The 25,346-nt window shown below is 60.5% G+C and carries 17 protein-coding genes; 13 read left to right on the plus strand and 4 right to left on the minus strand.

Features of this window, described 5'->3' with window-relative positions; translation table 11 throughout:
• Nucleotides 1-19 precede the first annotated feature (19 nt).
• From TX23_RS18930 to TX23_RS18970, 8 genes are all read left to right on the plus strand, one after another.
• Nucleotides 20-1,807: a dermonecrotic toxin domain-containing protein gene (locus tag TX23_RS18930; RefSeq protein ID WP_057703512.1), complete on the plus strand. Its 1,788-nt coding sequence runs from the start codon at nucleotides 20-22 to the stop codon at nucleotides 1,805-1,807.
• A gap of 122 nt (nucleotides 1,808-1,929) precedes the next feature.
• Nucleotides 1,930-2,280, plus strand: a complete 351-nt coding sequence (locus tag TX23_RS18935; RefSeq protein WP_057703513.1) for a hypothetical protein — start codon at nucleotides 1,930-1,932, stop codon at nucleotides 2,278-2,280.
• Nucleotides 2,281-3,422: 1,142 nt separating this feature from the next.
• Complete coding sequence (locus tag TX23_RS18945) at nucleotides 3,423-4,382, plus strand: AAA family ATPase (RefSeq protein ID WP_005787860.1); 960 nt, start codon at nucleotides 3,423-3,425, stop codon at nucleotides 4,380-4,382.
• 5 nt (nucleotides 4,383-4,387) lie between these two features.
• On the plus strand, nucleotides 4,388-5,320 hold the full coding sequence (locus TX23_RS18950) for a DUF58 domain-containing protein (RefSeq protein WP_005787858.1): 933 nt from the start codon (nucleotides 4,388-4,390) through the stop codon (nucleotides 5,318-5,320).
• Nucleotides 5,317-5,811, plus strand: coding sequence for a DUF4381 domain-containing protein (locus TX23_RS18955; RefSeq protein ID WP_057703515.1), 495 nt, complete (start codon nucleotides 5,317-5,319; stop codon nucleotides 5,809-5,811). The genes TX23_RS18950 and TX23_RS18955 overlap by 4 nt, the downstream gene beginning before the upstream one ends.
• Nucleotides 5,804-6,892 (plus strand): vWA domain-containing protein, encoded by a 1,089-nt coding sequence (locus TX23_RS18960; protein WP_057703516.1) that lies wholly within the window; start codon nucleotides 5,804-5,806, stop codon nucleotides 6,890-6,892. Before TX23_RS18955 ends, TX23_RS18960 begins: the two co-directional genes overlap by 8 nt.
• On the plus strand, nucleotides 6,889-8,628 hold the full coding sequence (locus TX23_RS18965) for a tetratricopeptide repeat protein (RefSeq protein WP_057703517.1): 1,740 nt from the start codon (nucleotides 6,889-6,891) through the stop codon (nucleotides 8,626-8,628). The genes TX23_RS18960 and TX23_RS18965 overlap by 4 nt, the downstream gene beginning before the upstream one ends.
• Nucleotides 8,625-10,265: a BatD family protein gene (locus TX23_RS18970; protein WP_057703518.1), complete on the plus strand. Its 1,641-nt coding sequence runs from the start codon at nucleotides 8,625-8,627 to the stop codon at nucleotides 10,263-10,265. The genes TX23_RS18965 and TX23_RS18970 overlap by 4 nt, the downstream gene beginning before the upstream one ends.
• A gap of 711 nt (nucleotides 10,266-10,976) precedes the next feature.
• Here TX23_RS18970 and TX23_RS28250 read toward each other — a convergent pair.
• Nucleotides 10,977-11,447: a hypothetical protein gene (locus tag TX23_RS28250; protein ID WP_209445924.1), complete on the minus strand. Its 471-nt coding sequence runs from the start codon at nucleotides 11,445-11,447 to the stop codon at nucleotides 10,977-10,979.
• 408 nt (nucleotides 11,448-11,855) lie between these two features.
• On the opposite strand from TX23_RS28250, the gene TX23_RS18980 reads away from it, so the two are divergent.
• The 4 genes from TX23_RS18980 (at nucleotide 11,856) to TX23_RS18995 (ending at nucleotide 17,763) form a co-directional block, all read left to right on the plus strand.
• On the plus strand, nucleotides 11,856-12,107 hold the full coding sequence (locus TX23_RS18980) for a DUF6124 family protein (protein ID WP_057703519.1): 252 nt from the start codon (nucleotides 11,856-11,858) through the stop codon (nucleotides 12,105-12,107).
• A 189-nt stretch (nucleotides 12,108-12,296) separates the two neighbouring features.
• On the plus strand, nucleotides 12,297-13,538 hold the full coding sequence (locus TX23_RS18985) for an exonuclease SbcCD subunit D C-terminal domain-containing protein (protein ID WP_057703520.1): 1,242 nt from the start codon (nucleotides 12,297-12,299) through the stop codon (nucleotides 13,536-13,538).
• Nucleotides 13,535-17,173, plus strand: a complete 3,639-nt coding sequence (locus tag TX23_RS18990) for an AAA family ATPase (RefSeq protein WP_057703521.1) — start codon at nucleotides 13,535-13,537, stop codon at nucleotides 17,171-17,173. The genes TX23_RS18985 and TX23_RS18990 overlap by 4 nt, the downstream gene beginning before the upstream one ends.
• On the plus strand, nucleotides 17,170-17,763 hold the full coding sequence (locus tag TX23_RS18995; protein WP_057703522.1) for a glutathione S-transferase: 594 nt from the start codon (nucleotides 17,170-17,172) through the stop codon (nucleotides 17,761-17,763). Before TX23_RS18990 ends, TX23_RS18995 begins: the two co-directional genes overlap by 4 nt.
• A gap of 603 nt (nucleotides 17,764-18,366) precedes the next feature.
• Here TX23_RS18995 and TX23_RS19000 read toward each other — a convergent pair.
• The 3 genes from TX23_RS19000 to TX23_RS19010 form a co-directional block, all read right to left on the minus strand.
• Nucleotides 18,367-18,546 (minus strand): hypothetical protein, encoded by a 180-nt coding sequence (locus TX23_RS19000; protein ID WP_057703523.1) that lies wholly within the window; start codon nucleotides 18,544-18,546, stop codon nucleotides 18,367-18,369.
• 156 nt (nucleotides 18,547-18,702) lie between these two features.
• Nucleotides 18,703-19,878: a lactonase family protein gene (locus TX23_RS19005; protein WP_057703524.1), complete on the minus strand. Its 1,176-nt coding sequence runs from the start codon at nucleotides 19,876-19,878 to the stop codon at nucleotides 18,703-18,705.
• Nucleotides 19,865-20,155, minus strand: coding sequence for a DUF5629 family protein (locus TX23_RS19010; RefSeq protein ID WP_057703525.1), 291 nt, complete (start codon nucleotides 20,153-20,155; stop codon nucleotides 19,865-19,867). The genes TX23_RS19005 and TX23_RS19010 overlap by 14 nt, the downstream gene beginning before the upstream one ends.
• Before the next feature lie 242 nt (nucleotides 20,156-20,397).
• On the opposite strand from TX23_RS19010, the gene TX23_RS19015 reads away from it, so the two are divergent.
• Nucleotides 20,398-25,332, plus strand: a complete 4,935-nt coding sequence (locus tag TX23_RS19015; protein WP_244885969.1) for a dermonecrotic toxin domain-containing protein — start codon at nucleotides 20,398-20,400, stop codon at nucleotides 25,330-25,332.
• The last annotated feature ends 14 nt before the right edge of the window (nucleotides 25,333-25,346 follow it).

The following is a 25,346-nucleotide window of genomic DNA, read 5'->3' on the forward strand; positions in this document are numbered from 1 at the left end:
GTTGAGGTGAGCTTTGAGTATGAACAACGTAATTGCGAATATCTCTTATAAGCACATAAATGCTTCGGCGTATGTGCCGGTCGACGGCCCCACTGCTCCCATCGCCCCACCGAAGGCTCCAGCGATTGATGACCCTGCCCACCCCGAATCAAACGCTGGCCCGTCAGGCGTTGCACCCTCTGCAACGCCTGACGGGCTCGACAACCCTCGTGGGGCGGCCCAATACCAAAAGTGGAAAGCGTCCAGCTTTGGTAAATCCGACGCGTGGAAGGATGCCCATATCCCCGCACACCTTAAAGTCTTTTTGGCGCATGACCGATCAGTTCAGCTCAACGCCGGAATAAAAGATTATTCAACGATGAACTACGTTGCTACACCCGAAATGAGAGAGAGCACCCGGAATCAGATAAAAGCTCACTATAAAGAACATCATGGGCTGGATATCGACCCGGATAAAACGTACCTGATGACATTCGTCTACAACGTGAGGGGTCACACACCGCCCTACCCCGGCCGAATTATCAGCAAAATATCCTTGACGGATGCTGCTATCAAAAATATTCAAGACACCCCTGGCCATGACAAACTGCCCAAGGTCTCTTTCAATCAACATCAACAGTCCCCCCCGCCCATTGAGATCGTGGATCACCTGACGATCGGGTATCACCGCAGCTCTGGCCGCCATGGCTACCAAAACAGCCCAACTGCACTGAAAACCCAACAGTACGAAGGGATTTACTTCGCCCCCCCTGCAAAGGAACGCTACGACGCGTCCAACCAAGCCCCCATCACGCCAAAATCATTCCGTGCCTACGTATGGGATACCAGTTTCAGCAAAACACATAAAGCTGAGCTAAATAACTTCTGGAACGAATACCGAGACAAGTACAGCACGTTGTCCAAGATGTCTTTTGTGACTGCCGCGCATAAACAATTCAAGGAAAATACCCTAAGCCCAGAGGGCCGTGACCTGGCGATGCGGCTGGCGGGCATCAGTGCGCAAAAGCCACTTGACTCATTGACGGCCAAAGACTTCCAAGCGGCCTATACCCACGATCCCAATCTGGAACTAAAAGAACTTACGTTTGAAGGGCGGGTAGCGTCGGGCATTTTTTATGCCATCGATAAAACCACCCAAAAAACCCTGCTCTACATGACAGGCAATTCATCTCCCATCCATGAGTTCGACAACCCTACCCTGATGCGCAAGTGGTTGACCGAACAAATGACGGACGAAACAAAACGCAAACAATTCGTCGAATATTTCAAGCTGGGCGACCGCGCAGACAGCGTATGGGAGGCTGGAATTGATGTGCACCTTGAAAAAACCGGGCAACATGCAAAACATCACACTAACTGGTTGGAGGATAGGCCTTTCGGCGGAAAACCCATCGAAGCAGACCCGTTCAAAAGCATGCAGGCCCGTGTGGAGCAATATACCTATAACAACACTGATTCGACCTATGTCAGCAATGATGACTGGAAGAAAAAGAACGTGCTCGCCGAATTAAAGAGCGCCAGCAAGTCCTTGGTGATACTTGCCCCGGTAGCGCTGGCGGTGCCGGAGATTGGTATCGCAGTCTTGCTATTTGATCTTGGCATCGCCGCCACAGAAATCGGTTTGGGTATTGATGATTACCGAAAGGGACGGCCGGGTGCAGTTGACCGCATTACTTTTGGCGCTTTCAATGCGCTGCAGATAGCGAGCAAAGAAGCGGGTTCAAGAGTGCTTGCCCCCGTGGTAAAGCCGCCTATAGAGGGGAAGATTCTGCCCAAGATCGTTCCGCAGATTAATCCGCCCACTTAACCCTGCGTTTATCATAGGTGGCGCCCTGCATGGCTGCATTAGCGTCATCTGTACCCGACCGTAAAAAACGGCATAATGGCAAGATTGCGGCCACACCCCCTCGTATTACCATAGGTTTTGTCATGAAGTTGAACACCGATGCACTGATGGCCACGCCCTGCGACGACGAAGAAGACAACATGGCCATGCTGTGCTGCCACGGCAAGAACGGCGAAATGTTCATGTTGAGCCGTTACCCGGATGAAGAAGAAGTGGAACTGACCTGGGATTACGAGCCGTCGACGCTGGATGGGCTGAAAGTGACCTTGAGTGCCACTACCTTGCTGGTCGAACTTGCAGCGGGTGATGCCGATGCATTGGGTGGCAAGGATCACCTGGAGATCACCCACGCCACGGCCGCATCCGACCTGGCCGAAGTGGAGGAAACCTTGCAGATCATCCTCGCAGGCACTGGCACGTTCATCCGGATTTAAGCTGCACCCTGGTTCAAATGTGGGAGTCCCCACCACATCTTCGATGTGACGCTGTCGCGCAGCAAACCAGGGAGCTTGCTCCCGTGGCGGCCTGACAGCCGAGCAGGATGTTGGTTTTCGTCCTGGGTACATATCCGTTGTTTAGGTAACGGCCACTATAGGTTCCGCTCTTACAGCGGCTCACTTTTGAAAAGCGCAAAAGTAAGCAAAATGCTCTTGCCCCACCACTCGGCACCTCGCCTAGACTCGGTGTGCCCTCTCTCCGGCCAGCGTGGTTTAACGGGGCGCCTGAGATCAAGATCAAAAGCGACTCGCTGCGCATCGCAGATACGCTGGCGGCGCTTGTGCTTTTCTGTAGGAGCGAGCTTGCTCGCGAAAAACCTGAGAACCCCGCGTTCTTTCTGGTTTCCCGCATCATCGTTAGCGACCTTCGCGGGCCCGCTCCCACAGGGGTACGCGCAAGCTTCAACGATCAGGTCGGCTATAAGGCCGCCTCGCTGTGTTTTTGATCTTAGGCGCCCCGTTAAACCACGCTGGCCGGAATTCGACAGGGATTTGGGGGGTAAACCGGCAGGGATGCCGGTTTAGCCGCCCCGCGCCATGGATGGCGCGTGGCGGCGGCCCCCCAAATCCATGTCGGATTACGGGTACACCGAGCCTAGGCGAGGTGCCGAGTGGTGGGGCAAGAGCGTTTTGCTTACTTTGCCGCTTTTGCAAAGTGAGCCGCCGTAAGGGCGGAACCTATAGCGGCCGTTACCTAAGCAACGGATATGTACTCGCCCCAACAACCCGGTCACATCGTCGAGGTGGCGCCGTCGCGCAGCAACCTGGGCCGCCTCCAAAATATCCAGCGTTAAGGCTAAATTTTAAACCTTTAAAATCAGTAGCTTATTTGAAGTTTGATAAGAGGGGGCTTGCCCCCGATAGCGGTGGGTCAGTTAATACACCTGTGCCTGACACACGGGCATCGGGGGCAACCCCCCTCCCACACTGACCGTATTCCCACACCAAAACCCTACAAGTTTTTCTGAAAATACACGTGACGCCGTTAGTCGCCACCCCCTTCGATGCATTAAAGTAAGCCTCCCAAGCCTGACGCTCGCGCTCGACCCTCAGGCTCATCTTTCCAGGAACCGTCATCGATGGAACATCGTGAAGCGCTGCTTGCGCTGCGAACCTTTCTTTCTACGCAGATTCTCGGCCAGGAAAAACTCATCGATCGCCTGCTGATCGCCCTGCTCGCCGACGGCCATATGCTGGTCGAAGGTGCGCCGGGGCTGGCCAAGACCAAAGCGATCAAGGAGTTGGCCGAAGGCATCGAAGCGCAGTTCCATCGTATCCAGTTCACCCCTGACCTGCTGCCCGCCGACATCACCGGCACCGAAATCTATCGCCCGGAAACCGGCAGCTTCGTGTTCCAGCAGGGGCCGATCTTTCACAACCTGGTGCTCGCCGACGAAATCAACCGCGCCCCGGCCAAGGTCCAGTCGGCCTTGCTTGAAGCGATGGCTGAGCGCCAGGTCAGCGTGGGCCGCAGCACTTACGAGCTGTCGCCGCTGTTTCTGGTGATGGCCACGCAGAACCCCATCGAACAGGAAGGCACCTACCCGCTGCCCGAAGCTCAGCTAGACCGCTTCCTCATGCACGTCAAGATCGGCTTCCCGGACGCCGCCGTTGAACGGCGCATCCTGCAACAGGCGCGCGGCGAAGCGCTCAATGGCGAAACCAAACCCGAGCGGCGCGTCAGCCAACAGGCGATCTTTGCCGCCCGCAAGGAAATCCTGGGCCTGTACATGGCCGATGCGGTAGAGGAATACCTGGTGCAATTGGTCATGGCCACGCGCACCCCGTCCAAATTCGACCCGGAAATGGCCGAGTGGATCGCCTACGGCGCCAGCCCCCGTGGCTCCATCGCCCTGGACCGTTGTGCCCGGGCCCATGCCTGGTTGGCCGGTCGCGATTTTGTCAGCCCGGAAGATATCCAGGCAGTCTTGTTCGACGTGCTGCGCCACCGCATCATCCTGTCGTTCGAAGCCGAAGCGGCCGGGATAGACCAGGACCGCGTGGTACAACGCATTCTTGACGTTGTTGCCGTCGCTTGAAGCCGATGAACGCAAGCGATGGCATACGCGTAACCCTCAGTGAATTGATTGAGATGCGTCACCACGTGCGCGAAGTGCAGCTGTTTTCCACGCCCGGCCAGCGCAGCCCGTTGATCGGTCTGCACCACTCCAAGCTGCGCGGGCGCGGTGTGGACTTCGATCAGGTGCGGGTCTACCAGGCCGGCGACGACGTGCGCACCATTGACTGGCGCGTGACGGCGCGCACCCAGGAGCCGCACACCAAGTTGTTCCACGAAGAACGCGAACGGCCGATCTTTATCATGGTGGAGCAAAGCTGCCGGTTGTTCTTTGGCTCGGGGCAGATGTTCAAGTCGGTGCTGGCCGCACAAGCCGCCAGCCTGATCGGCTGGGCGGCGCTGGGGCATAACGACCGGGTCGGCGGGCTGGTGTTCGGCGACAGCGAGCACTACGAAATCAAGCCCCGGCGCAGCAAACAAAGCCTGTTGCAGCTGCTTAACCGCCTTGTGCGGGTCAATCAGAGCCTGAACACCGAAAGCCGCCCCGAAGCCGACGCTCTGGGCATGGCCTTGCGCCGTGGCCGTGAAGTGTTACGCCCGGGCAGCCTGGGAATTGTGATCTGCGATGAACGAGCGCTGACTGACAGCGCCGAGCAACAGCTGAGCCTGCTGTCGCGACATTGCGACCTGTTGCTGTTGCCCATTTCCGACCCGCTCGATCACGCCCTGCCCGCCGCCGGGTTACTGCGCTTCGCAGAGCGCGGCGCACAGCTGGAGCTGGATACCCTTAACATTGATTTGCGCCAGGCCTACAAAGCCCAGGCCGAAGCGCGCATCGCCCGCTGGGAACGGCTGGCGCAGAAGCTGCGGGTGTTGTTGATGCCCCTGAGCACCCAGAGTGAAATGGTTGAGCAACTGCGCGAGTACCTCAACCCGCAACGGCCGGTTAAAAAACAATGAGCAGCCTGGACCAACTGCAACCGTTGATCGCCCCCCCAGCCATCGGCTTCTGGCCCCCTGCTCCCGGCTGGTGGCTGTTGCTGCTGGTGATCCCACTGCTCGGCTGGGGCCTGTGGAGGCTGCGCCGCTTCCTGCCGGTGCGCCGCCCCGTGGCCCGCGCAGAACAACCACTGGACCCGCTGCGCATCGCCGCCCTGGCCGAACTGGCCTTGATGCCCAAGCCCTACGACGGCGCACCCGCCGGCGCCTGGCTGCAACAACTCAACGGCCTGCTCAAGCGCCTGTGCCGTAACGACTACCCGTACAGCCAGAGCCATACCCTCAACGGCCGCAAATGGCTGGCCTTCCTCGACAACCGCTGCCCGGCTGCCGGCCTGACCCGCTGGATGGTGCTGGTGGAAGGCGCCTACAAGCCCGAATGCAAACTCGATGACAAAGCCATCGCCGGCCTGACTCAAGCTGTCGACACCTGGATCCGCAAACATGTTTGAGTTCGCCTGGCCGTGGATCTTCGCCTTGTTGCCATTGCCCTGGTTGATGCGCTTGATCCTGCCGGTAGCCGACAGCGGCGAGCCCGCGTTGAAAGTCAGCTACCTCAGTGACCTCGAAAGCCTGGCCCGCCGCCGCGCCCGGGCCAACCTGCCCGGCTGGCGTCAGCAGGCGCCCTTCGTGGTGTTGTGGCTGTTGCTGCTGACTGCCGCTGCGCGCCCGCAATGGCTGGGCGAACCCTTGCCGATTGCGGCCAGTGGCCGGGATTTGCTGGTGGCGGTGGACGTGTCCGGCTCCATGGATTTCCCCGACATGCACTGGCAAGACGAAGACGTGAGTCGTCTGGCCCTGGTCAAACACCTGCTCGGGGACTTTCTTGAAGAACGTCAAGGTGACCGCGTGGGCTTGATCCTGTTTGGTACCCAAGCCTACCTGCAGGCACCGCTGACCTTTGATCGGCGCACCGTACGCACCTGGCTGGATGAAGCGCGTATCGGCATTGCCGGCAAGAACACCGCCATCGGCGATGCCATTGGACTGGCGTTGAAACGCCTGCGCCAGCGTCCGGCGCAGAGCCGCGTGCTGATTCTGGTCACCGACGGCGCCAACAATGCCGGGCAGATCGACCCGCTCACCGCTGCGCGCCTGGCCGCTGAAGAAGGGGTGAAAATCTACCCCATCGGTATCGGCGCCGACCCTGAGCAAACCGGTTCCCTGGGCATTCTCGGCGTGAATCCCAGCCTGGATCTCGACGAGCCGGCACTCAAGGCTCTGGCCGAGGCCACCGGGGGGCAGTATTTCCGCGCCCGCGATGGCGAAGAACTGCTGAACATCAAAGAGACCCTCGACACCCTTGAGCCCGTTGAGCAGCAACCGACCCAGGCTCGCCCGGCCCAGGCGTTGTACAGCGGGCCCTTGGCGCTGGCGCTGATCCTGAGCCTGTTGCTGGTGATCCAGGAACGCTGGCCCAACAACGCCTTGCAACGCGCGTTCAACAAGCTGTCGAGCAAAGGGATCTTCCTGCAACAACACCCTGAATGGCGCCAGCGCCTTCAGCGCCTGCGCTTGCGGAGGCGTCGATGATCGCCTTGTGGCCGCACTGGTTCCGGCCTTGGTGGCTGTTGTTGTTGCCGCTGCTCGGCTGGTTGCTGTGGCAATTGTGGCACCGACAAAAACGTGCCGGCCGCTGGCAGATGATCCTGCCACCGGCCTTCCATGCGGTGCTGCTCAGTGGCGGCAACGGCCGCGAGAGCAAAGCGCCGTGGGTGGTATTGGGCATTGCCTGGCTGCTGGCTGTGCTGGCATTGCTGGGGCCCAGTTGGCAACGGGTTGAACAGTCCAGCCAGAAACCATCCGACCCGTTGGTGGTGCTGCTGGAGCTGACCCCGGAAATGCTCGCCACCGACAGCCCGCCCAACCGCCTGGAACAGGCGCGGCGCAAGCTGTATGACTTGCTGCAGGCTCGCACCGATGCGCAAACCGCCATCGTCGTTTATGCCGGCAGCGCTCATACGCTGGTGCCGCTGTCGGACGACCTGGCCACCAGCCGCAACCTGCTGGAGGCCCTGCGCCCCTCGATCATGCCCGAACCCGGCCATCGCGCCGATCTGGCCGTGGAAAAAGCCCTGGGCCTGCTAAAGCAAGGCGGTCTCGGCCAGGGCCGCCTGCTGCTGATCGGCTCGTCGCTGTCGAAACAGGAACGCCAGGGCATCCGTCTGCAATTGCAAAGTGCCCAGGCACCGCCCTTGTCGATCCTCGGCATTGGCAGCCGCGAAGGCACACCGGTGACCCAGGAAAACGGCGAGTTCCTCAAGGACGACCAGGGCGCGATCCTGGTGCCGCGCCTCGACAGCCCGACGCTCAAGGCCTTCGCCAGTGAAATGGGCGGCCGCTACCGTGCGGCGCGCCTGGATGACAAGGATCTGCGCCAGCTCGGTATGCTCGACAGCGTACAAGCCCTGCGCAACGACGGCCAGGTGCTGCACCTGGATACCTGGGCCGACCAGGGTTACTGGCTGCTGTTGCCGCTATTATTGCTGGCCGCTTGTGCCGGGCGTCGCGGCTGGCTGTTCTGCCTGCCATTGCTGCTGTTGGGCGCGCCTCAACCGAGCTACGCCTATGGCCTTCAGGACCTGTGGCTGCGCCCCGACCAGCAAGGCCAATACCTGCTCAAGCACAAGCGCCCGGCCGAAGCCGCCGAACACTTTCAGGACCCGCAATGGCAAGGGGTAGCGCTGTACGAAGCCGGCAATTACGCCGAGGCGATCAAACGTTTTGCCCAGGGCAACGACGCCTATTCCCACTACAATCGAGGCAATGCCCTGGCCAAAGCCGGTGAACTCGAAGCCGCGATCGACGCCTACGAGCAAGCCCTGGAAGCTCAACCCGATTTGCAGCCAGCGCTGAAAAACAAGGCGCTGATTGAAACCCTGATGCAAGAGCAAGCCGAGCCTGAGCCGGCCACGCCTGCAAAAAACGAAGATGACGAAAGCCCACAACCCGGCCAAACTGCGCAACCGGGTGCCAGCGGGCAAACGGGCCAGAGTGGCGAGCAATCGCCCCAGGGCCAGGGCGAAGCCGGCAACGATGAGGCTCAGGCCGGCGCCACGCCACAGCCAGGCGGCAATGAAGTGCCGGGCAGCGAACTGGGCGACGAGCACACCACCACGCCGCCCCTGCGCCCTGTCGACACGCGCCTTGAAGGCGAGCGCCGACAGGCGCTGGAGCAATGGCTGCAAGAGATCCCGGACAACCCCGGCGAGCTGCTGCGGCGCAAATTCTGGTACGAACAGCAACAACATCAGGACACGACTCGATGAGCCGCCGCACCACCCTTTTGCTCCTGCTCGCGTTGTCGGCAGGCCACGCCCAGGCGGCGAACCTGGTCGCCAGCGTAGACCGCAACCGCCTCAATTCCGGGGAAACTGTGGAACTGACGGTGGAGTCCAGCGATGTTACCCAATTCGGCAAGCCGGACCTGTCGCCCCTGGATGCACAGTTCGAAGTCAGCGGCACCCGTCAGATCAACCAACTCACCACCCTGGGCGGCGATAACCACGCCACCACCCGCTGGATTATCACCCTGCTGCCCAAGGAAAACGGCAGCGTGGTCATCCCGCCGTTGCAAGTGGGCGCACTCAAGACACAACCGATCACCCTGCAAGTGGTCGAGACCGCCAGCCAGAACACCAGCACCGAGCTGGCCCCGGTATTTATCGAGGCCAACCTCGACCAGACCGCCGTGTACGTCCAGGCCCAGGCGCTGTTGACCGTGCGCGTGTACCACTCGGTGTCGCTGTATGACGACAGCAGCCTCACGCCCTTGCAGATCCCTGATGCGCGCGTCGAGCAACTGGGCGAGTCGCGCACCTATGAGAAGGTCATCAACAGCATCCGCCATGGGGTGATCGAGACCCGCTACGCCCTTTACCCGCAGCACAGCGGCACGGTGGTGATTCCGGCGCAGACCTTCAGCGCCACCCTGGTGGAGTCGCGCCCCCCTCAGGAAAACACACTGCAGGGCACCAAGCCGGGCAAGATGATCCACGTCAGCTCCGCGGCCCTGCCGTTGACGATCAAACCCAAGCCGGACCTCTACCCCGCCGACGCTCCCTGGCTGCCGGCGCGCAGCCTGACCCTGAGCGAAGGCTGGAACCCCACGCCGGACCACGTACAAGTCGGCGACTCCCTGACCCGCAGCCTCACCGTTCAGGCCGAAGGCCTGTCCAGCGCGCAGTTGCCGGCGTTGCCCAGCCCCGAAGTCAACGGTCTGCGCCGCTATCCCGATCAACCGGTACTGGCCAATCAAACCAGCGACCGCGGCCTGATTGGCAGCCGTGAAGACCGCGAAGCCCTGGTGCCTACCCGCGCCGGAGAGCTGGAACTGCCGCCGGTGGAAGTGGTGTGGTGGAACACCCACGAAGATCATCTGGAACGCACCAGCCTGCCGGCGCGTACTGTGCAAGTGGCGGTCAATCCCAGCCTCGTGGTAGACACCCCCGCCACGCCGACCATCATCACCGCACCCGACGATGAGCGCCTGTGGCTATGGCAACTGAGCACATTGCTGTTGGCCTGTACCACGCTGCTGGGCTTCGGCCTGTGGTGGCGCGCACGCCGACAACCGGCGGTACAACGCGCCGCGCAAACCGGCCCCAGCCCACGCACCCTGCTCGACGACCTCAAGCGCGCCACCCAGGCCAACGACCCTCATGCTACCCGCCAGGCCCTCGACGCCTGGGCGCGACAACAACCCGAAACCCTGGCCGACATGGCCGCACGGTTTGTGCCGCTGTCAGATGCCCTGGACGGCTTGAATGGCGCGCTGTACAGCGAAAGCGGCCAGTACTGGTTGGGGGATGACCTGTGGCGCGCGATCAAGGCGATCCCCGTGGCCGAACGCGAGCAAGACCCGGCCACCGATACCACCAGTTTGCCGCCGCTCTACCCCAAGTAACCCAGCCTTAACCAACACCACAAACCCCTGTGGGAGCGGGCTTGCCCGCGATGGCCATAGGTATGGACACAATTTTGTAGGTTGTTGTAGCAGCACCCAACGGTAACCACGATGCGAAGCGAGCCGCTCTTGATCTGCTCTTGATCTGCTTTTGATCTCAGGCGCCCCGTTAAACCACGCTGGCCGGAATTCGACAGGGATTTGGGGGGTAAACCGGCAGGGATGCCGGTTTAGCCGCCCCGCGCCATGGATGGCGCGTGGCGGCGGCCCCCCAAATCACTGGCGGATTACGGGCACACCGAGCCTAAGCGAGGTGCCGAGTGGTGGGGCAAGAGCCCTTTGGTTACTTTGGGCTGGGCCGGCATTCCGGCTCTTTTCCAAAGTGACCCGCCGTCAGGGCGGAACCCTAAGTGGCCGTTACCTAAATAACGGATATGTACCCGGTCCAACTGTGTTGACTGTCAGGCCGTCTTCACAGGCAAGCCAGCTCCCACATTTGGACTGCGGTGCGTCAGGTAGATAAGCGTAGGCTGTCAGGCCGTCACGGGAGCAAGCTCCCTCGCCACAGGTTCAGCGCTGTACCAAAATTGTGTAGATACCTATGCCGCGATGGCGGTGTAACAGTCGGCAGATGTGCTGGCTGATACTCCGCCATCGCAGGCAAGCCACACACAGTTGATCCGCATCGCCTGCTCGGACGCCCACCTGCACTTAGTGATTACGACGCGGCACCTTCCATTCACGGTGGGGGAATTTGTACAGATAGTTCAGGTTATCCATATCGAACCGGCCATCCTCCTTGCCGGGACCACCGAAGAAGTTGATGCCGATATCCAGCTTGCGTAGCAATTTTGGCCGTGTGAGTAACTCCTTGGCCGCGTGGTGTGCCTCTGGTGAAAATGTCCTGTCGGTCGCTATCAGGCCAGCGGCTTCTTTCAACTCATTGAAGTTCACATAGCTGTCTGTCGCGCCAGCGGCGAACTCGCGGAAGTGGTCGCGGATCAGCCCTATTAGTTGTCGGTCAGTCACGCTTGCGTACGGGCGCGGGTCTGTGGCGCGGGCCTGGGTTTGCGTGCTTCGTGCCTGACGATGGCTAGCTTGGTTTGAGCGACTGTCAGCATCCGGTTGCTTGGGTAAAGCGGTGAAAGCGCTAGTGGAAGGTGGGTTTACTGAAAATGACATGGTGGGCCTCTGATTCATTCAGGGATTGATTGAAAAATCCACCTTCTGGGTGGTCGTCACTCAACCTGCCGTTCCATTCATCACAGTCCGTTCGACATGCATTGTTAAAGGCCAGCAATCCATATCCCTTTAATTTGCAGGACGTTTCCTAGACAATCCTTTGGCCTTGCGCCTGCTCAACCCACTGGCTAGCCTTCGCTTCGTCGCTGCATATCAGCGATCGGGTGTGGAAACCTGGAATGAGTAGGCGTCATGATCGTGTGCAAACGCTCAATGGCGGCTGTGCGCGGGCAGACTTCGGTCTGACTGGGTCCTACTCCCCGGTTTCCACCCCGCGTATGGCTGCCACCTAATTTGTCGTGTGGAAACGGCATAGGACGGCGCCCCAACTGAGTAGGAGCTATACCCATGAGCAAAATCGTCCCCGACCCACCCTTTCCCATTTTCGTCGCCCACGAAGACCTGAGTTTCGAAGACGCCATCGCCAGCATCTCCTCGCTGCTGCGTTGCGCCGCCACTACCGCCACCGAAACCGCCGAGGGACTCAAAGGCGCCCAACGCGACATGGCCTGTTCCACCGCTCACCTGATCGACATGGCCCGCACCCTCGCCGACCGTGCGCTGGATTGCCTGCAACCCAACCCCACTAACGCCCCATAACCCCTGTGTAGGAGCGAGCTTGCTCGCGAAAAACTCGCAGGCGCCGCGTTTATTCAGAAAACACGCGTTATCGTTGACGTTTTTCGCGAGCAAGCTCGCTCCTACAAATAACCATCGCGTCGCCCATAAGTCCACGCGCACTTTTACAGGTAAACTCCCCTCTTTTTCATCTTCTCCACGGAGTTCGCCTTGCGTCTGTTCCACACCTCCGACTGGCACCTGGGCCAAAACCTCCACGGCCAGGAACGCGACTTCGAACACGCCTGTTTCCTGGAATGGCTGCTGGGCCAACTTAAAGCCCAGCGCCCGGATGCACTGTTGATCGCCGGCGATATCTTCGACACGGTCAATCCGCCGCTCAAGGCCCAGGAGCGCCTGTATGACTTCATCATCAGCGCCCACGAACAAAACCCGGCGCTGACGATTGTGATGATCGCCGGCAACCATGACTCCGGCTCGCGTATCGAGCTGCCCGCGCCGTTGATGCGCCGCCTGCGCACCCATGCCCTGGGCCGGGTGCTGTGGCTCGATGATGGCCAGTTGGATGCCGAGCGCCTGCTGATCCCCTTGCCGGATGCCAAAGGCAAGATTGCCGCCTGGTGCCTGGCGTTGCCTTTTCTACGCCCGGCGGAAGTCACCGGTGCGCACTTGGGCGATGATTACTTGCGTGGTATCGGCCAGGTGCACGAATGGCTGATCGCGGCAGCCAATGCCAAACGCAAAAAGGGCCAGGCGCTGATCGCCATCAGCCATGCGCACATGGCCGGTGGGTCGGTATCGGAAGACTCCGAGCGCAGCCTGATCATCGGCAATGCCGAGGCGCTGCCGGCCAGCCTGTTCGATAAAACCGTCGGCTATGTTGCCCTCGGCCATTTGCACAAGCCGCAACAGGTCAATGGCGAAGAGCGTATTCGCTACAGCGGCTCGCCGATTCCGCTGTCGTTTTCCGAGATCGGCTACAAGCACCAGATTCTCGACGTGACGTTCCAGGGCGAAAGGCTGGTGGGCTGCGAACCGATCCTGATTCCCCGCTCCGTCAATCTGCAACGCCTGGATGCCGCGCCCCTGGCCGATATCCTCAAGCAACTCGGTGAGCTGCCCGACATCGACCTGCTCGCCGAAACCCAGCGCCACCCCTGGCTGGAAGTTCGCGTGCGCCTCGACGAGCCGCAACCGGACCTGCGCCAACAGATCGAAACCGCCCTGCAAGGCAAGGCCGTGCGCCTGGTGCGCATCGCCGCCGAATACGCCGGCCAGCGCGGCAACAGCGAAGGCGACGATGAGCGCTTGATCGAACTCGACCAGCTCACGCCCCAGGAATTGTTCAGCCGCGCCTGGCAGGACAGCTATGGCAGCGAAGTGGATGAGCAAACCCTGAAGGATTTCGCCGTGCTGCTCCAGGAAGTGCAACAGGAGGGCGAACAGCCATGAAGATCCTCGCTATCCGCCTGAAAAACCTCGCCTCCCTGGGCGGCCCGTTCGAAATCGACTTTACCGCCGAGCCGCTGGCCAGTGCAGGTTTGTTCGCCATTACCGGGCCGACCGGCGCGGGTAAAAGTACCCTGCTCGATGCGCTGTGCCTGGCGCTGTTTGGCGCCGTGCCGCGCCTGGGTGATACCGGCCAGGCCAAGATGCCGGATGCCGACACGGATATCTCCATCGGCGACCCGCGCACGCTGATTCGGCGTGGCACCGGCGGCGGTTATGCCGAGGTGGACTTCGTCGGCGTCAGTGGCCGTCGTTACCGTGCGCGCTGGGAAGCCAACCGCGCCCGCGACAAGGCCAGCGGCAAGTTGCAGAACAGCCGACAAAGCCTGATCGACCTGGACAGCGACCAACTGCTGGCCAGCCAGAAAACCGAATACAAGACCCAACTCGAATTGGCCCTGGGTCTGAACTTCGAGCAGTTCACCCGTGCCGTCCTGTTGGCGCAAAGCGAGTTCAGCGCCTTCCTCAAGGCCAATGACAATGAGCGCAGCGAACTGCTGGAAAAGCTCACCGATACTGCGCTGTACACCCAACTGGGTCGACGTGCATTCGACAAGGCCAAGGACGCCAGAGACGCCCACAAACAGCTGCAAGACCAGGCCACCGGCGTAGTGCCTCTGGCCCCTGAAGCACGCGCCGAACTTGATCAACAGTTGGCCGAGGCCCAGCAGCGACTCAAGACTCAGCAGGCCCAGCTCAAGCAGTTGGAGTTGCAGCACACCTGGCTTAAAGAGTTGCGTGAATGGCAAGAGCGCCAGCTCAGCGCCGTGGAACAATGGCAGCACGCCCAGCAGCACTGGGACAGCCAAGGCCCGCAACGCCAGGACTTGAGTCGCCTGGAGCAATTGGCACCGCAACGCCATCATTTCTTGCGCCAGGCAGAACTCGGCACGCTGTTGACACCAATCGCCGCGCAGATTCAGCAACATCTGGAGCAGCAAGTCGCCCTGCATACCCGCCAGGACCAGGCGCAACAACAGCAAGTGGCCGCCCAGGCGGCGCTGGCCGAGGCCCTGAAAAACCAGGCCGACGCGGCGCCTCTGCTGCGCCAGGCCGTTGAAGAACAGAACACCCTCGCCCACGTGACCCGGGAGCTGGCCAAGCGCAGCGAAGAGAAAAAGCAACAGCAAAGCGCCTGCGACGAAGGCCAGGCTCTGCTCAAGGGTTTGCAAGACACACAAACTCAAGTCGCCGAACGCCTGCACCGCCTGGCCACCGAGCTTGAGCACAGCGCCGCCCTTGCCCCGCTGAGCGAAGCCTGGAACGCTTACCGCGACCGCCTGCAACAGCTGATGCTGATCGGCAATCGTCTCAACAAGGGCGAGGCCGAGCTGCAGCAACTTGAACAGCGTGCCAGCGCCGCCGCCGAACAGTTCACCCAACAGCGCGAAGCCCTCGACCTGCTCTATCAGGAAGTCGGTGCCGAACCCCACGCGGTGGCCGAGCAAATTCAGTTGCTGGCCAGCCTGCTGCAGGATAATCGCAAGCAACAGCGTGCTTTCGAAGACCTGGCCCGCTTGTGGGACAGCCAGCAGCAACTGGATCAACAGACAGCCGCGCTGACACAACAACTCGCCGATGCCGCGCAACGCCGCGAGCGACTGAACCAGAGCGGTTTGCAAACCAAGGCCGAACTCAGCGTGGCTGAGCAAACCCTCACGGTGACCAAGCAACTGCTGGAACGTCAGCGCCTGGCCCGCAGTGCCAGCGTCGAAGAGTTGCGGGCGCAATTGCAGGATGACCAACCCTGCCCGGTGTGCGGCAGTCACGAGCATCCGTATCACCAGCCCGAAGCTCTGCTGCACAGCCTGGGTCGCCACGACGAAAACGAAGAAGCCACGGCGCAGAAGGCGGTCGACGATCTCAAGGAAAAACTCAACGAACTGCGCGGTGAAGTCGGTGGCCTGATCGCCGAACAAAAGGAGTTCCTGCGCCAACAGGAACAGCTGGCGATACAGCAACAGGGCCTGGCACAAAGCCTGGAGGCCCATTCGCTGTCCGCCTCGTTGTTCAACCAGGACGCCGCCAAACGCAGCGGTTGGCTGGCCCAGCAATTGGCCCAACTGACCCAGAGCCTCACTCAGGACGAACAACGCCAGAGTGCCCTGCTCAACCTGCAACAAAACGCCGGGCGCCTTCAGCAGCAGTTGCAAGCCGCCCAGGAGGCCAGCCAGCAAGCCCGACAATTGCTGGTGGACCAGCAACGGGAATTGGCCAAGGACCGCGAACGCCTCGACGCAGAACTCGCCACTTTCGCCAACTTGTTGCCAGCGCAAACCCTGGAGGGCTTGCGCAGTGCGCCTGCGGCGACCTTCATGCAACTCGACCAGCAGGTCAGCCAGCGCCTTGAGCAGTTGGGCCATCAGCGTGATGAACTGGCCGAGCAGCAGGAGCGCCAGCAGGCCATCGAGAAACAGCAGACCCACCAGCAACATCGCCAGCAGCAGCTTGACGCGCTCACGCTGCAAGCCAGCGAATTAGCTAAGCAACAACAGGTTGTTCAAGAAAAACTCAGCGCCTTGCTGGGTGACCACCCCAGCGCCGAACACTGGCAGCAGCAGCTGGAGCAGGCCGTCGCGCAGTCACGCCAAAGCGAGACCGACGCCAACCAGGAACTGCACACCGTGCACACGGCCCTGGTCCAGCTGGCTGCTGACCTCAAGGCCCAGCAGGACCGTCAGCACGCACTGCAAGCAGAACAACAAGCGCTTGAAACACGCATCAACGAATGGCGCGCCCTGCACCCCGACCTGGATAACCAGGGCCTGTCACGTCTACTGGCCTTTGATGAAGGCCAGGTCGCGCAGCTACGCCAGGACCTGAACAGCAGCGAAAAAGCTGTCGAGCAAGCCAAGGTACTGCTGCAAGAGCGCGAACAGCGCCTGGCCGAACATCAGGCCTTGCACAACGGTAATCTGGACGCCGATCAACTGGACCACAGCCTGGCGGCGCTCAATCAGCAACTGGCCGAAGGCGAGAAACACTGCGCCGAACTGCGCGCCCGTCAAACCGAAGATCAACGCCGCCAGGACGCCAACCAGGCCCTGGCCGAACAGATCGCCAAGGCCTACGAAGAATGGCAACGCTGGGCACGCTTGAATGCGCTGATCGGCTCGGCCACCGGCGACACCTTCCGCAAGATCGCCCAGGCCTACAACCTCGATTTGCTGGTGCACCATGCGAACGTGCAGTTGCGCCAACTGGTGCGCCGCTACCGGCTAAAACGCGGCGGCAGTATGCTCGGGCTGTTGGTGATGGACACGGAAATGGGTGACGAATTGCGCTCGGTGCATTCCCTGTCCGGCGGCGAAACCTTCCTGGTGTCGTTGGCGCTGGCGTTGGGCCTGGCATCCATGGCGTCCAGCACCTTGAAGATCGAGTCGCTGTTTATCGACGAAGGTTTCGGCAGCCTCGATCCCGAGTCCCTGCAATTGGCCATGGACGCTTTGGATGGTTTGCAGGCCCAGGGCCGCAAGGTGGCCGTGATCTCTCACGTGCAGGAAATGCACGAACGCATCCCGGTGCAAATCCAGGTCAAGCGCCAGGGCAATGGCCTGAGCACCCTGGAGGTCAAGTGAGCCAGGCGCTGCTGTATTCGTTCCGGCGCTGCCCCTATGCGATGCGGGCGCGGTTGGCACTGCGCTATTCAGGCGTGCCGGTGCAGATTGTCGAAGTGAGCCTCAAGGCCAAACCGGCAGAAATGCTGGCGCTGTCGCCCAAGGGCACGGTGCCGGTGTTGAGCGTCGAAGGCCGTGTGATCGAGCAAAGCCTTGAAATCATGCAGTGGGCCCTGATGCAGCACGATCCCGAGGATTGGTTGCTGCAAGGTGACCCGACGGTGTATGCGCTGATTACCGAGAATGATCAAGTGTTCAAACATCATTTGAATCGATACAAGTACCCCGAGCGCTTCCCCGAGCAACCAATGGAGGCTTACCGGGCCGAGGGTGAGGTGTTCTTGCGCAAGCTGGAGGCCTTGCTGGCAGAGCGGGAGTATTTGCTGGCCGATCACCTGAGCCTGGCAGATGCGGCACTGGTACCGTTCGTGCGCCAATTCGCCCATGTGGATCGCGAATGGTTTGCGGGGACGCCGTATTATCGGTTGCAGGCGTGGCTTCAACGGTTTCTGGAGTCACCGCTGTTTATTGCGGTCATGGCAAAAGCCTGAGTCTTGTTCGACTAATTGTGGGGGGGGCTTGCTACTGATGTAGGTGGGTCAGTCACAGGTGTGCTTACTGACACTCCCTCATCGGGGCATAGGTATCTACACAACTCTTTGGTGCGACGGCCGGACCTGTGGGAGGGGGCTTGCCCCCGATGGCGGCCTCAGGGCCGACCAGGATGCTGGACTTTGATCGAGTGCATATCCGTTTTTGGGTAGCGGCTGATATGGGTTCCGCTTTTACAGCGGGTCACTTTCGAAAAGCCGGAATGCCGGCCCAGGCGAAAGTAACCAAAGCGCTCTTGCCCCACCACTCGGCACCTCGCTTAGGCTCGGTGTGCCCGTAATCCGCCATGGATTTGGGGGGCCGCCGCCACGCGCCATCCATGGCGCGGGGCGGCTAAACCGGCATCCCTGCCGGTTTACCCCCCAAATCCATGGCGAATTCCGGCCAGCGTGGTTTGACGGGGCGCTTAAGATCAAGAGCAGATCAAGAGCAGATCAAGAGCGGCTCGCTTCGCATCGTGGTTAGCGTCGGCAGTGGCTACAAAAGTTGTGTAGATACCCATGCTTATCGGGGGCAAGCCTCCTCCCACAGTTTAGTCTTCTTCAACCCTGGGTTTTGTGATCCAGCGCTGCATAGAAATTGGCACTCTGTTGCAGGTATTTCTGGGTGTAGGCGGTGACGCTGGATTTTTTGCCGGTGACTTCCACGCTGGCAGCGGCGGGCAATGCTACGGTGGCGGAAACAGCGGAAGCGGCGATGATGGAGAAGAGATTCAAGTTCATGGCGGTAACCCTTGTGTTCGTTTGATTGAGTGGCCGGTGGAGGCCTTGGAATCAAACTTACGCCCGAGGGTTTGACCTTAGAAATGCTTTGAAACAGTAGCTGCTATCAATGCAATTAATACAAAGGCTCAGGCCCCGCATTGCGGGGCCTGCGGCTTATTGACGCACCAGAAACTTGAGATCGCTGGGGGCATCGATCGGCAATTTCTGCACGGTTTTACCCAGCAGACCGGTCTTGGGGTCGCGTTCTACCACCACGATTTCGTTGCTTTTCTGGTTGGCGATCAGCATGAACTTGCCGCTCGGATCGAGGCTGAACTCGCGCGGGTGGTCACCTTCGACCGAGCGACGCTGGATTTCCTTGAGGTGCGCGGTGGCCGGGTCGATGCTGAACACCAGCAACTGATTGGCCGTGCCGCGGTTGCTCACGTAGAGGAACTTGCCATCGCTTGAAACATGCAGCGCCGCACCCGCCTTGTCGGACACCGGTTGGCCGGCGGCATAGTCCAGCAACTGAGTTTGCGTCAGCTTGCCATCGCTGTAATCGAACACCGCGACCTGGGCGCTCATCTCGGTGGTCAGCCAGGCGTGCTTGCCGTCGGCGCTGAACAGCAAATGACGCGGGCCGCTGCCGGGCGGCAGCTGCACCGAGGCCGGATTGGCGGGCGTCAGCGGCAGTTCGTGATTGGCCTTGGGGTCGTACTGGTAGACAAATACTTTGTCAGCGCCCAGGTCCTGCACATACACGTACTTGCCATCCGGCGACGACACCACAGAATGCACGTGATTGGACGTTTGGCGCTCAGGATTCACGCGGCTGGCCGGATGCCCACTCAACTGCACCGGGGCCGACAGCTTGCCCTCGCCGTCTACCGGCAAGATCGCCAGGCTGCCACCCGGGTCTTCCAGTACCGAATAATTGGCGACGAACAGATGGCGGCCATCGGCGGCGACGCTGGAATGGGTTGGTTCGTTGCCCAGGCTCTGCACCTGGTTGATCAGGGTGAGCTGATGATTTTGCGGGTCGATGCTGTAACTGCTGACACGACCAACCGGGTCTTTCTGGCCTGGACCGTTCTCGTTGACCACAAACAGGTACTTCTGGTCTTTGGAAACCGTCAACCACGATGGGTTGGCCGTCTTGGCCGCCAGCACCGGCTTGCCGCTGAACTGGCCGGTACGGCTGTCGAATTGCAGGCGGTAGATGCCTTCGCTGGTACCGGCAGTGTAGCTGCCCACCAGCAGTTCATGGGTGTCAGCCGGTGCAGCCTGCACCGACATGGCACCGACGCTGCCCGCCATTAGCAAGGGCCAGAATTTACGCATCATCATCGGCTTCATCCTCATCGTTATTGTTGCCGGTGAAAGCGCTCATGCAGATCAGACGATGCTCGCCCGATTCACCGGTAAGGGTCCAGCTTTGCAGGGTTTCGTCAAAAGTCGCGGCCTGCACCTGGGCCAGGCTGAACGCCCAGCGTTTTTCTGCGCGACCGTCCATGGCGGTGATCAGCAACTTCTCGTCATTGAGCTCAAAATCGAAGGCGTGCAGGCCGTCGATTTCAAGCATGTCGCTGGTAGCAAGGACGGTGGTCAGGGTCTGGGCAGTCATGGCAGTCAATCATCTACGGGAAAGCTATCGATGATAGCGCAGGGCAGCGAACCCGGTGCTGTTTTCCCGCCCGCCGCAGTTACAAATACATCGAAACACACAGACCAACGCCACGGATCTTGAGGCTCGCATAAAGGTCTGGCGCGATACGGCAACAGCCTCTCACGTATTACCGATTTCGCCTGGATGCCAGTGCGATATTTTTCTTGCGCGTTTTCCATCCAAGCAAAGGAATTGCTCCCATGCAATCGATCAGAAACAACCCACGCGTGTTCACTGCCATATTGCCAACTGAAGCCGTGACGCCGCGTCATGAACCCGTACCCACCCCACCGTCGCCCATCCCTTCCAGAACCGAGCGCTCGGCACCGGTACGCATACCCAGCGCCATACAGAGCAGGCTTGAAGCAACGCCACCAGCGCAGACGCCCACCGAGGTGGTTGCCAACCCATTCGCCAGCCGCCCGACCGTGCGTTCGGTGGTCGCGACCATGCTGGATAGCGCCCTCAAGCACCGCTACCCCACGCTGGACTTCAAGAGTGCCAACACCTCCCTGGCGACCCGCCTACCTGCTGATTCGGAGCAATATGCATTGACTCCGCTACTGGACCTGGCGCTCAAACACCTGGCAACCGGCGCCGATCTGGGCATCACCGCCAAGAGCCAATGGGTCGAATCCGACTCCGCTAACCCTCTGCGTGTGGTCGACGCCGACGGCAACCTGACCACCCTGGACATGCGCACCGTCGAACTGGCCATCCGCGCCCTGCGCTCTGCTCTCCCTGGCGCTTACACCGCAGCCATTAGCCAGTATTGGGGCCAGGATGCCTTCGCTTCCACCAGTCGCTGGCAATGGCTCAGCGACACCCTCAACGACAGGCTACGCGTCGGTGGCCTCCAGCAGCCGGGCCTCAATAACCTGCAACGCGAAACCCTCGACCAAGTCGCACGCTACCCCGACACGGACGAACGCCGTCGGGTCAATGGTGCTGACGCCGCGCAGGTATTCATCGTGCAGACCACGGTGAAACAGGCGCAAACCTCCTCCACGCTGTTAAGTCCTGACCTGTTGATCACGCGCCAGGTGAACGGCCAAAACCTGGTGCTGCATGTAACGCCAGCAGGCGTGGTGACGCCTTACGTTTCTCTAGAGGATTTCGCCTCGGCCCTGTCGGACCGGCTCGCAGGGCAACTGAGCTTTGACCAATTGACCTGGAAGCGCATCGAACCAGACGGCAACATCTTTGATACCCAGGCAGCCGTGATCCTCAACCGCCAGTTGCAGAACCTTCAGGCCATACGGCTGCCAGCCAGCACCCCGGTGGAAAACCTGGAGCAGCTGTTTTCCGAGGCGACCGATACAGCTGCCATCTTCACTAGCCAGCCGACCACGACGCCGGAACGCTTGCAACAGATGAAGCGCAAGCTGCCCGGATGGCTGGGAAATGCCAGCATTGCCGAGCGTTTTGCCTACCAGCGCGACACCCTCGCTCTCGCCAGCAGCGTGGCACGTCATCAAGGGCGCAGTTTCCTCAGCGACATCCCCGATATCCGCACCTACGCCGAGCAGCAACTCAACGCCCAACTGGCATCCAAGGGCTATACCGCGAACGACCTGGAAGTCACTTTCAAAGTCGCAGTGGGTACCCTCGCCGGTGGCTACATCGAACCGATCAGGATGAGCCTGGTGGACATGGCCTTGGCTAACCTTGCAGGCCTGCCCAAGGGGACCATGGAGGTCCGCCTGCGTGGGCAGCCGGTGACCGACCCTCTGATGCCGCAGATGCTCAAGGACCTGATCAACAACGTCGACATTGGCGAGCATTACCCTGCTCTGCTCAAACAGCGCCTGCTCAGTGACACGCCGCCCGCACGTGAATGCGCCACACTGTTCGCCGAGCAGGTGCCATTGCAACTGAACATGCAAGCCCTGGAGCTCAAGCTCAAGGGCGAAGCCGGGATCACCGCGCAAGGCTGTCGTTTTGTCGAGGCCATCAGCCGCCCTGGCACCGGCCCGCGCACGGTCGATAACCAGGAGATCACGGTGCGGCCCCTGGCATTGCTGCGCAAGCCCGGCGCCACACCGGATGTGGTGGCCAATATGTTCCTGATCGAGCCCCAGTTCCCCGTCCGCGGCCCGCACCTGCTCTATCGGCCGATGCTCGCGCCAACGCTTCAGGAGTTCGCCAGCCGCGACGCGCTGTTGGCCGCCATCCAGGCGCCGGGCTCGTTGCAACAAAGCATCCTGGCCTGGCTGCCAGACGACAAAGCCCGTGCGGTCTACGGCAACGGTGGACTCAAGACACCCCACGTCGCCCACTACAGCGTGTTCAATGAATTCGACGCGCCACAAACACCCGCACCGACTACGTTGGCGATCGACGACTATCCTGCGGCCCGCACACTGAGCAAAGACCTGCTCGACGGCAACCTGATGCAACACCTGTACAACAGTAATGCCCAAAGCCTGGTATCCCTTGCCCACGGGCAGTCCACCTCGGATGCGCAGAGCCGCTGGGCGTTGCACAAGGAATTGGGCTGGTTGCTGTTCAATACCCTGCTCCCCGTGTTGCGCGGGCCAGGAGCCATGGCCGGCTGGCTGCTGCAACTGGCCAGTATGGAGAACGATATCCAGCAGGCCAGTGAGTCGACCGGTGGCGACCCCACACAAGCCATGGTGGACTTGCTGGTCAACGTCGCCACGCTCTTGAGCCATACCACGCCCGGCACACCAGCCGAACATCCGTTGGGCAAAACGCCCTTTATGCAGCGTGCAGAAGTCTCAAATCCGCTGCGGCGTGGGGCCCAAACACCAGCGCCCACACAAGTGCTGATAGAACAAGAACCGCCCGCGCCCGGCGGATTGCTCGACAGCCACCAGCCGTTCGACTTTGCCTTTTCCAGCCTGCACGGACTAAGCCCCGCCCAGCGCGCTTATATCGCCACCTTCAGTGTGGCCGCCCCCATCGGCGAGGTCGCACCGATTCAGCAGGGCATGACCGAGGGTCTCTACCTTATTGACGAAAAACTGCATGCCCGTATCGATAACCACTGGTACCGGGTCGCTTGGGATCTGGACGGCGCTTTTGTCATCGATGAGCAAAACAAAGCACGCCCCGGCCCGCCGCTGAGTCGTGACGGCCAGGGGCGCTGGCAGTTCAATATTGGCCCTAAGCTCAAGGGCGGCATGCCCGTCAGCGATCGGATACAAGCCACCCTCGACCACAACCTCAACCAGAGCAAGGCGATGCTCGAAAGATTCAAGGTTGAACGACAAAAAGTGCTGCCTATGGGGGTGCTGATGGAGGACGCCAAAGAGCGGCTCCAGGAGACGCAAGAGAATCTGAAAAAATCGGACAAAACCCTCAGTACTCTTTGGGGCCTGGTCAATAGTGGCGCACGTGGCGCTGACTTCGCCGACCGCTACCAGAAGGAGCTGCGTTTTAACCGCAGCCTGACAGCATTGCTGCGCATTAGCCTGGATAACTTTCAACGATTCGCCGACCCGATCATCACAGGCCGAAAAAACGCACTGCAGGCACTACACAGTGACAACCCGGCAGCTGATCTTGAGACCTTCAAGGAAGTACGTGGCGAGGAGTACAAGGCCATCGCCGAAATCCTGCGTTCGCTCTACGTTGACCATCTTTACGACGCCGGTGAGTTTACCCACGCTTGCTCGGGTGAGCCACTGTCCAAGCTAACAGAAAGAGTGCGCGCCAATCAGCCTGGCGCCTACGCCGAAATGGTCGAAACCATGAGCCAGCGCCTGGATCACCTCGGTCGTTTGATCAAGGCTGCAACCTCCTATGAAGCGTTGCTGGATGAATGGAAAAACGACTCGCCCGTGAATAAGAAACAGGCCGAGCTCTTTATCAAGAGCACCCGACAGCCACCGGCCAATCTGGTGCTGACAACCCGGTTGGAGCACCTGAGCACACTGCGCGAGCTGAGTATCGATCGCACGGTCAACACCCACTCCCCCGAGAAAGACTTCTTTCTTGATCGCTTCAATCGTGCCGAGCTCAATACGGTGTCCCTGGCCCATATCGAGTTGCAACAGCATGAGGGCTACACCGCCGACGAACGTATCGCAGTGCTCAGCAACTTGATCGATAGATACCAGAGCGAACTGAGCAACACCCAGGCACTCCAGGAAATCAGGCCTGAGGGCGTCCGGCCACTTTACGGCGAGTATTTCATTAAATGCCTGCAAGACGTGATCAGCCAGGCCCAGGCCGAGCTGGCCGACCTGATTCGTGAAGAACAACACCTGCCCCCGACAGTGCGCCCCCGGCAGGATCGGGCACGCAAGTCTCCCAACAAGCGGGTGTTCAAGACGCGTGACAAGCAGACTTTGATCGGGACGCTGCGCGACACCCAGCCGGGGCAGACAGTGCCGATCATTGATGTACTTGACCCCCAGAACGGCCAGGCATTGAAAACCTACAGTTGGCACCAGACCGAAGGCGAATGGGTGCAGGTGGTCAAGCCCGAATCGGTCACACCGACTCCGGCGCCCTCGCCAAAACCGTTATCGGCCTATATCAGCACTGCCAGCAAGCTGATGGAGGAGCGGGCATCCATTGAACGCTCGATTCAATTCCAGAAAAAGAAACTCGCTGATCCGACACAGCGAGAGTCCGTCAGCCCCAAGGATTGGAGCGACATGCTTGAGGCCCAGGCGGAGCGCCTTGAGCAAGTGGCAAACCAGGCCCTGGCCAACCACAGCGCAGACAGCGACACCGCCGCCCTGGTGGAACAATGGCAGGAAGCCGCGACGGACATGCGCGAGCAAGCCATTGCCCATCGCTGTGATGGCTACCTGGTCCAGGCGCCGCGCCCGGAAAACATCGACTACCTGTGGACCCACAACCGCGTGGACATCGGCTTGGTCAAGCGCGACAAACCACTCAAAGGGGGCGACTTCCTCACTGAATACGCGATACGCGATAAGAACGGCCTCAAGGACCTGTGGTATGCGCACTTCCACTACCCAAGCGCCGGCTCACCCGTTGAGGCCTACAGCGCTGCGCACCTGAAGATTCCTGCGCAGCGTTACCTGACGCAAAAGGACCTGGTGGGCCAGGCCGGCCAGAACGACACCTCCATCGACCGGATCCTGCGCACCCGGATCAAGCCCCCACTGGACCAGAAACTGTTCTTGAAGTTATAGCCCTGGCGCTGTAT

This window comes from Pseudomonas paralactis, assembly GCF_001439735.1.
Lineage (GTDB): Bacteria > Pseudomonadota > Gammaproteobacteria > Pseudomonadales > Pseudomonadaceae > Aquipseudomonas > Aquipseudomonas paralactis.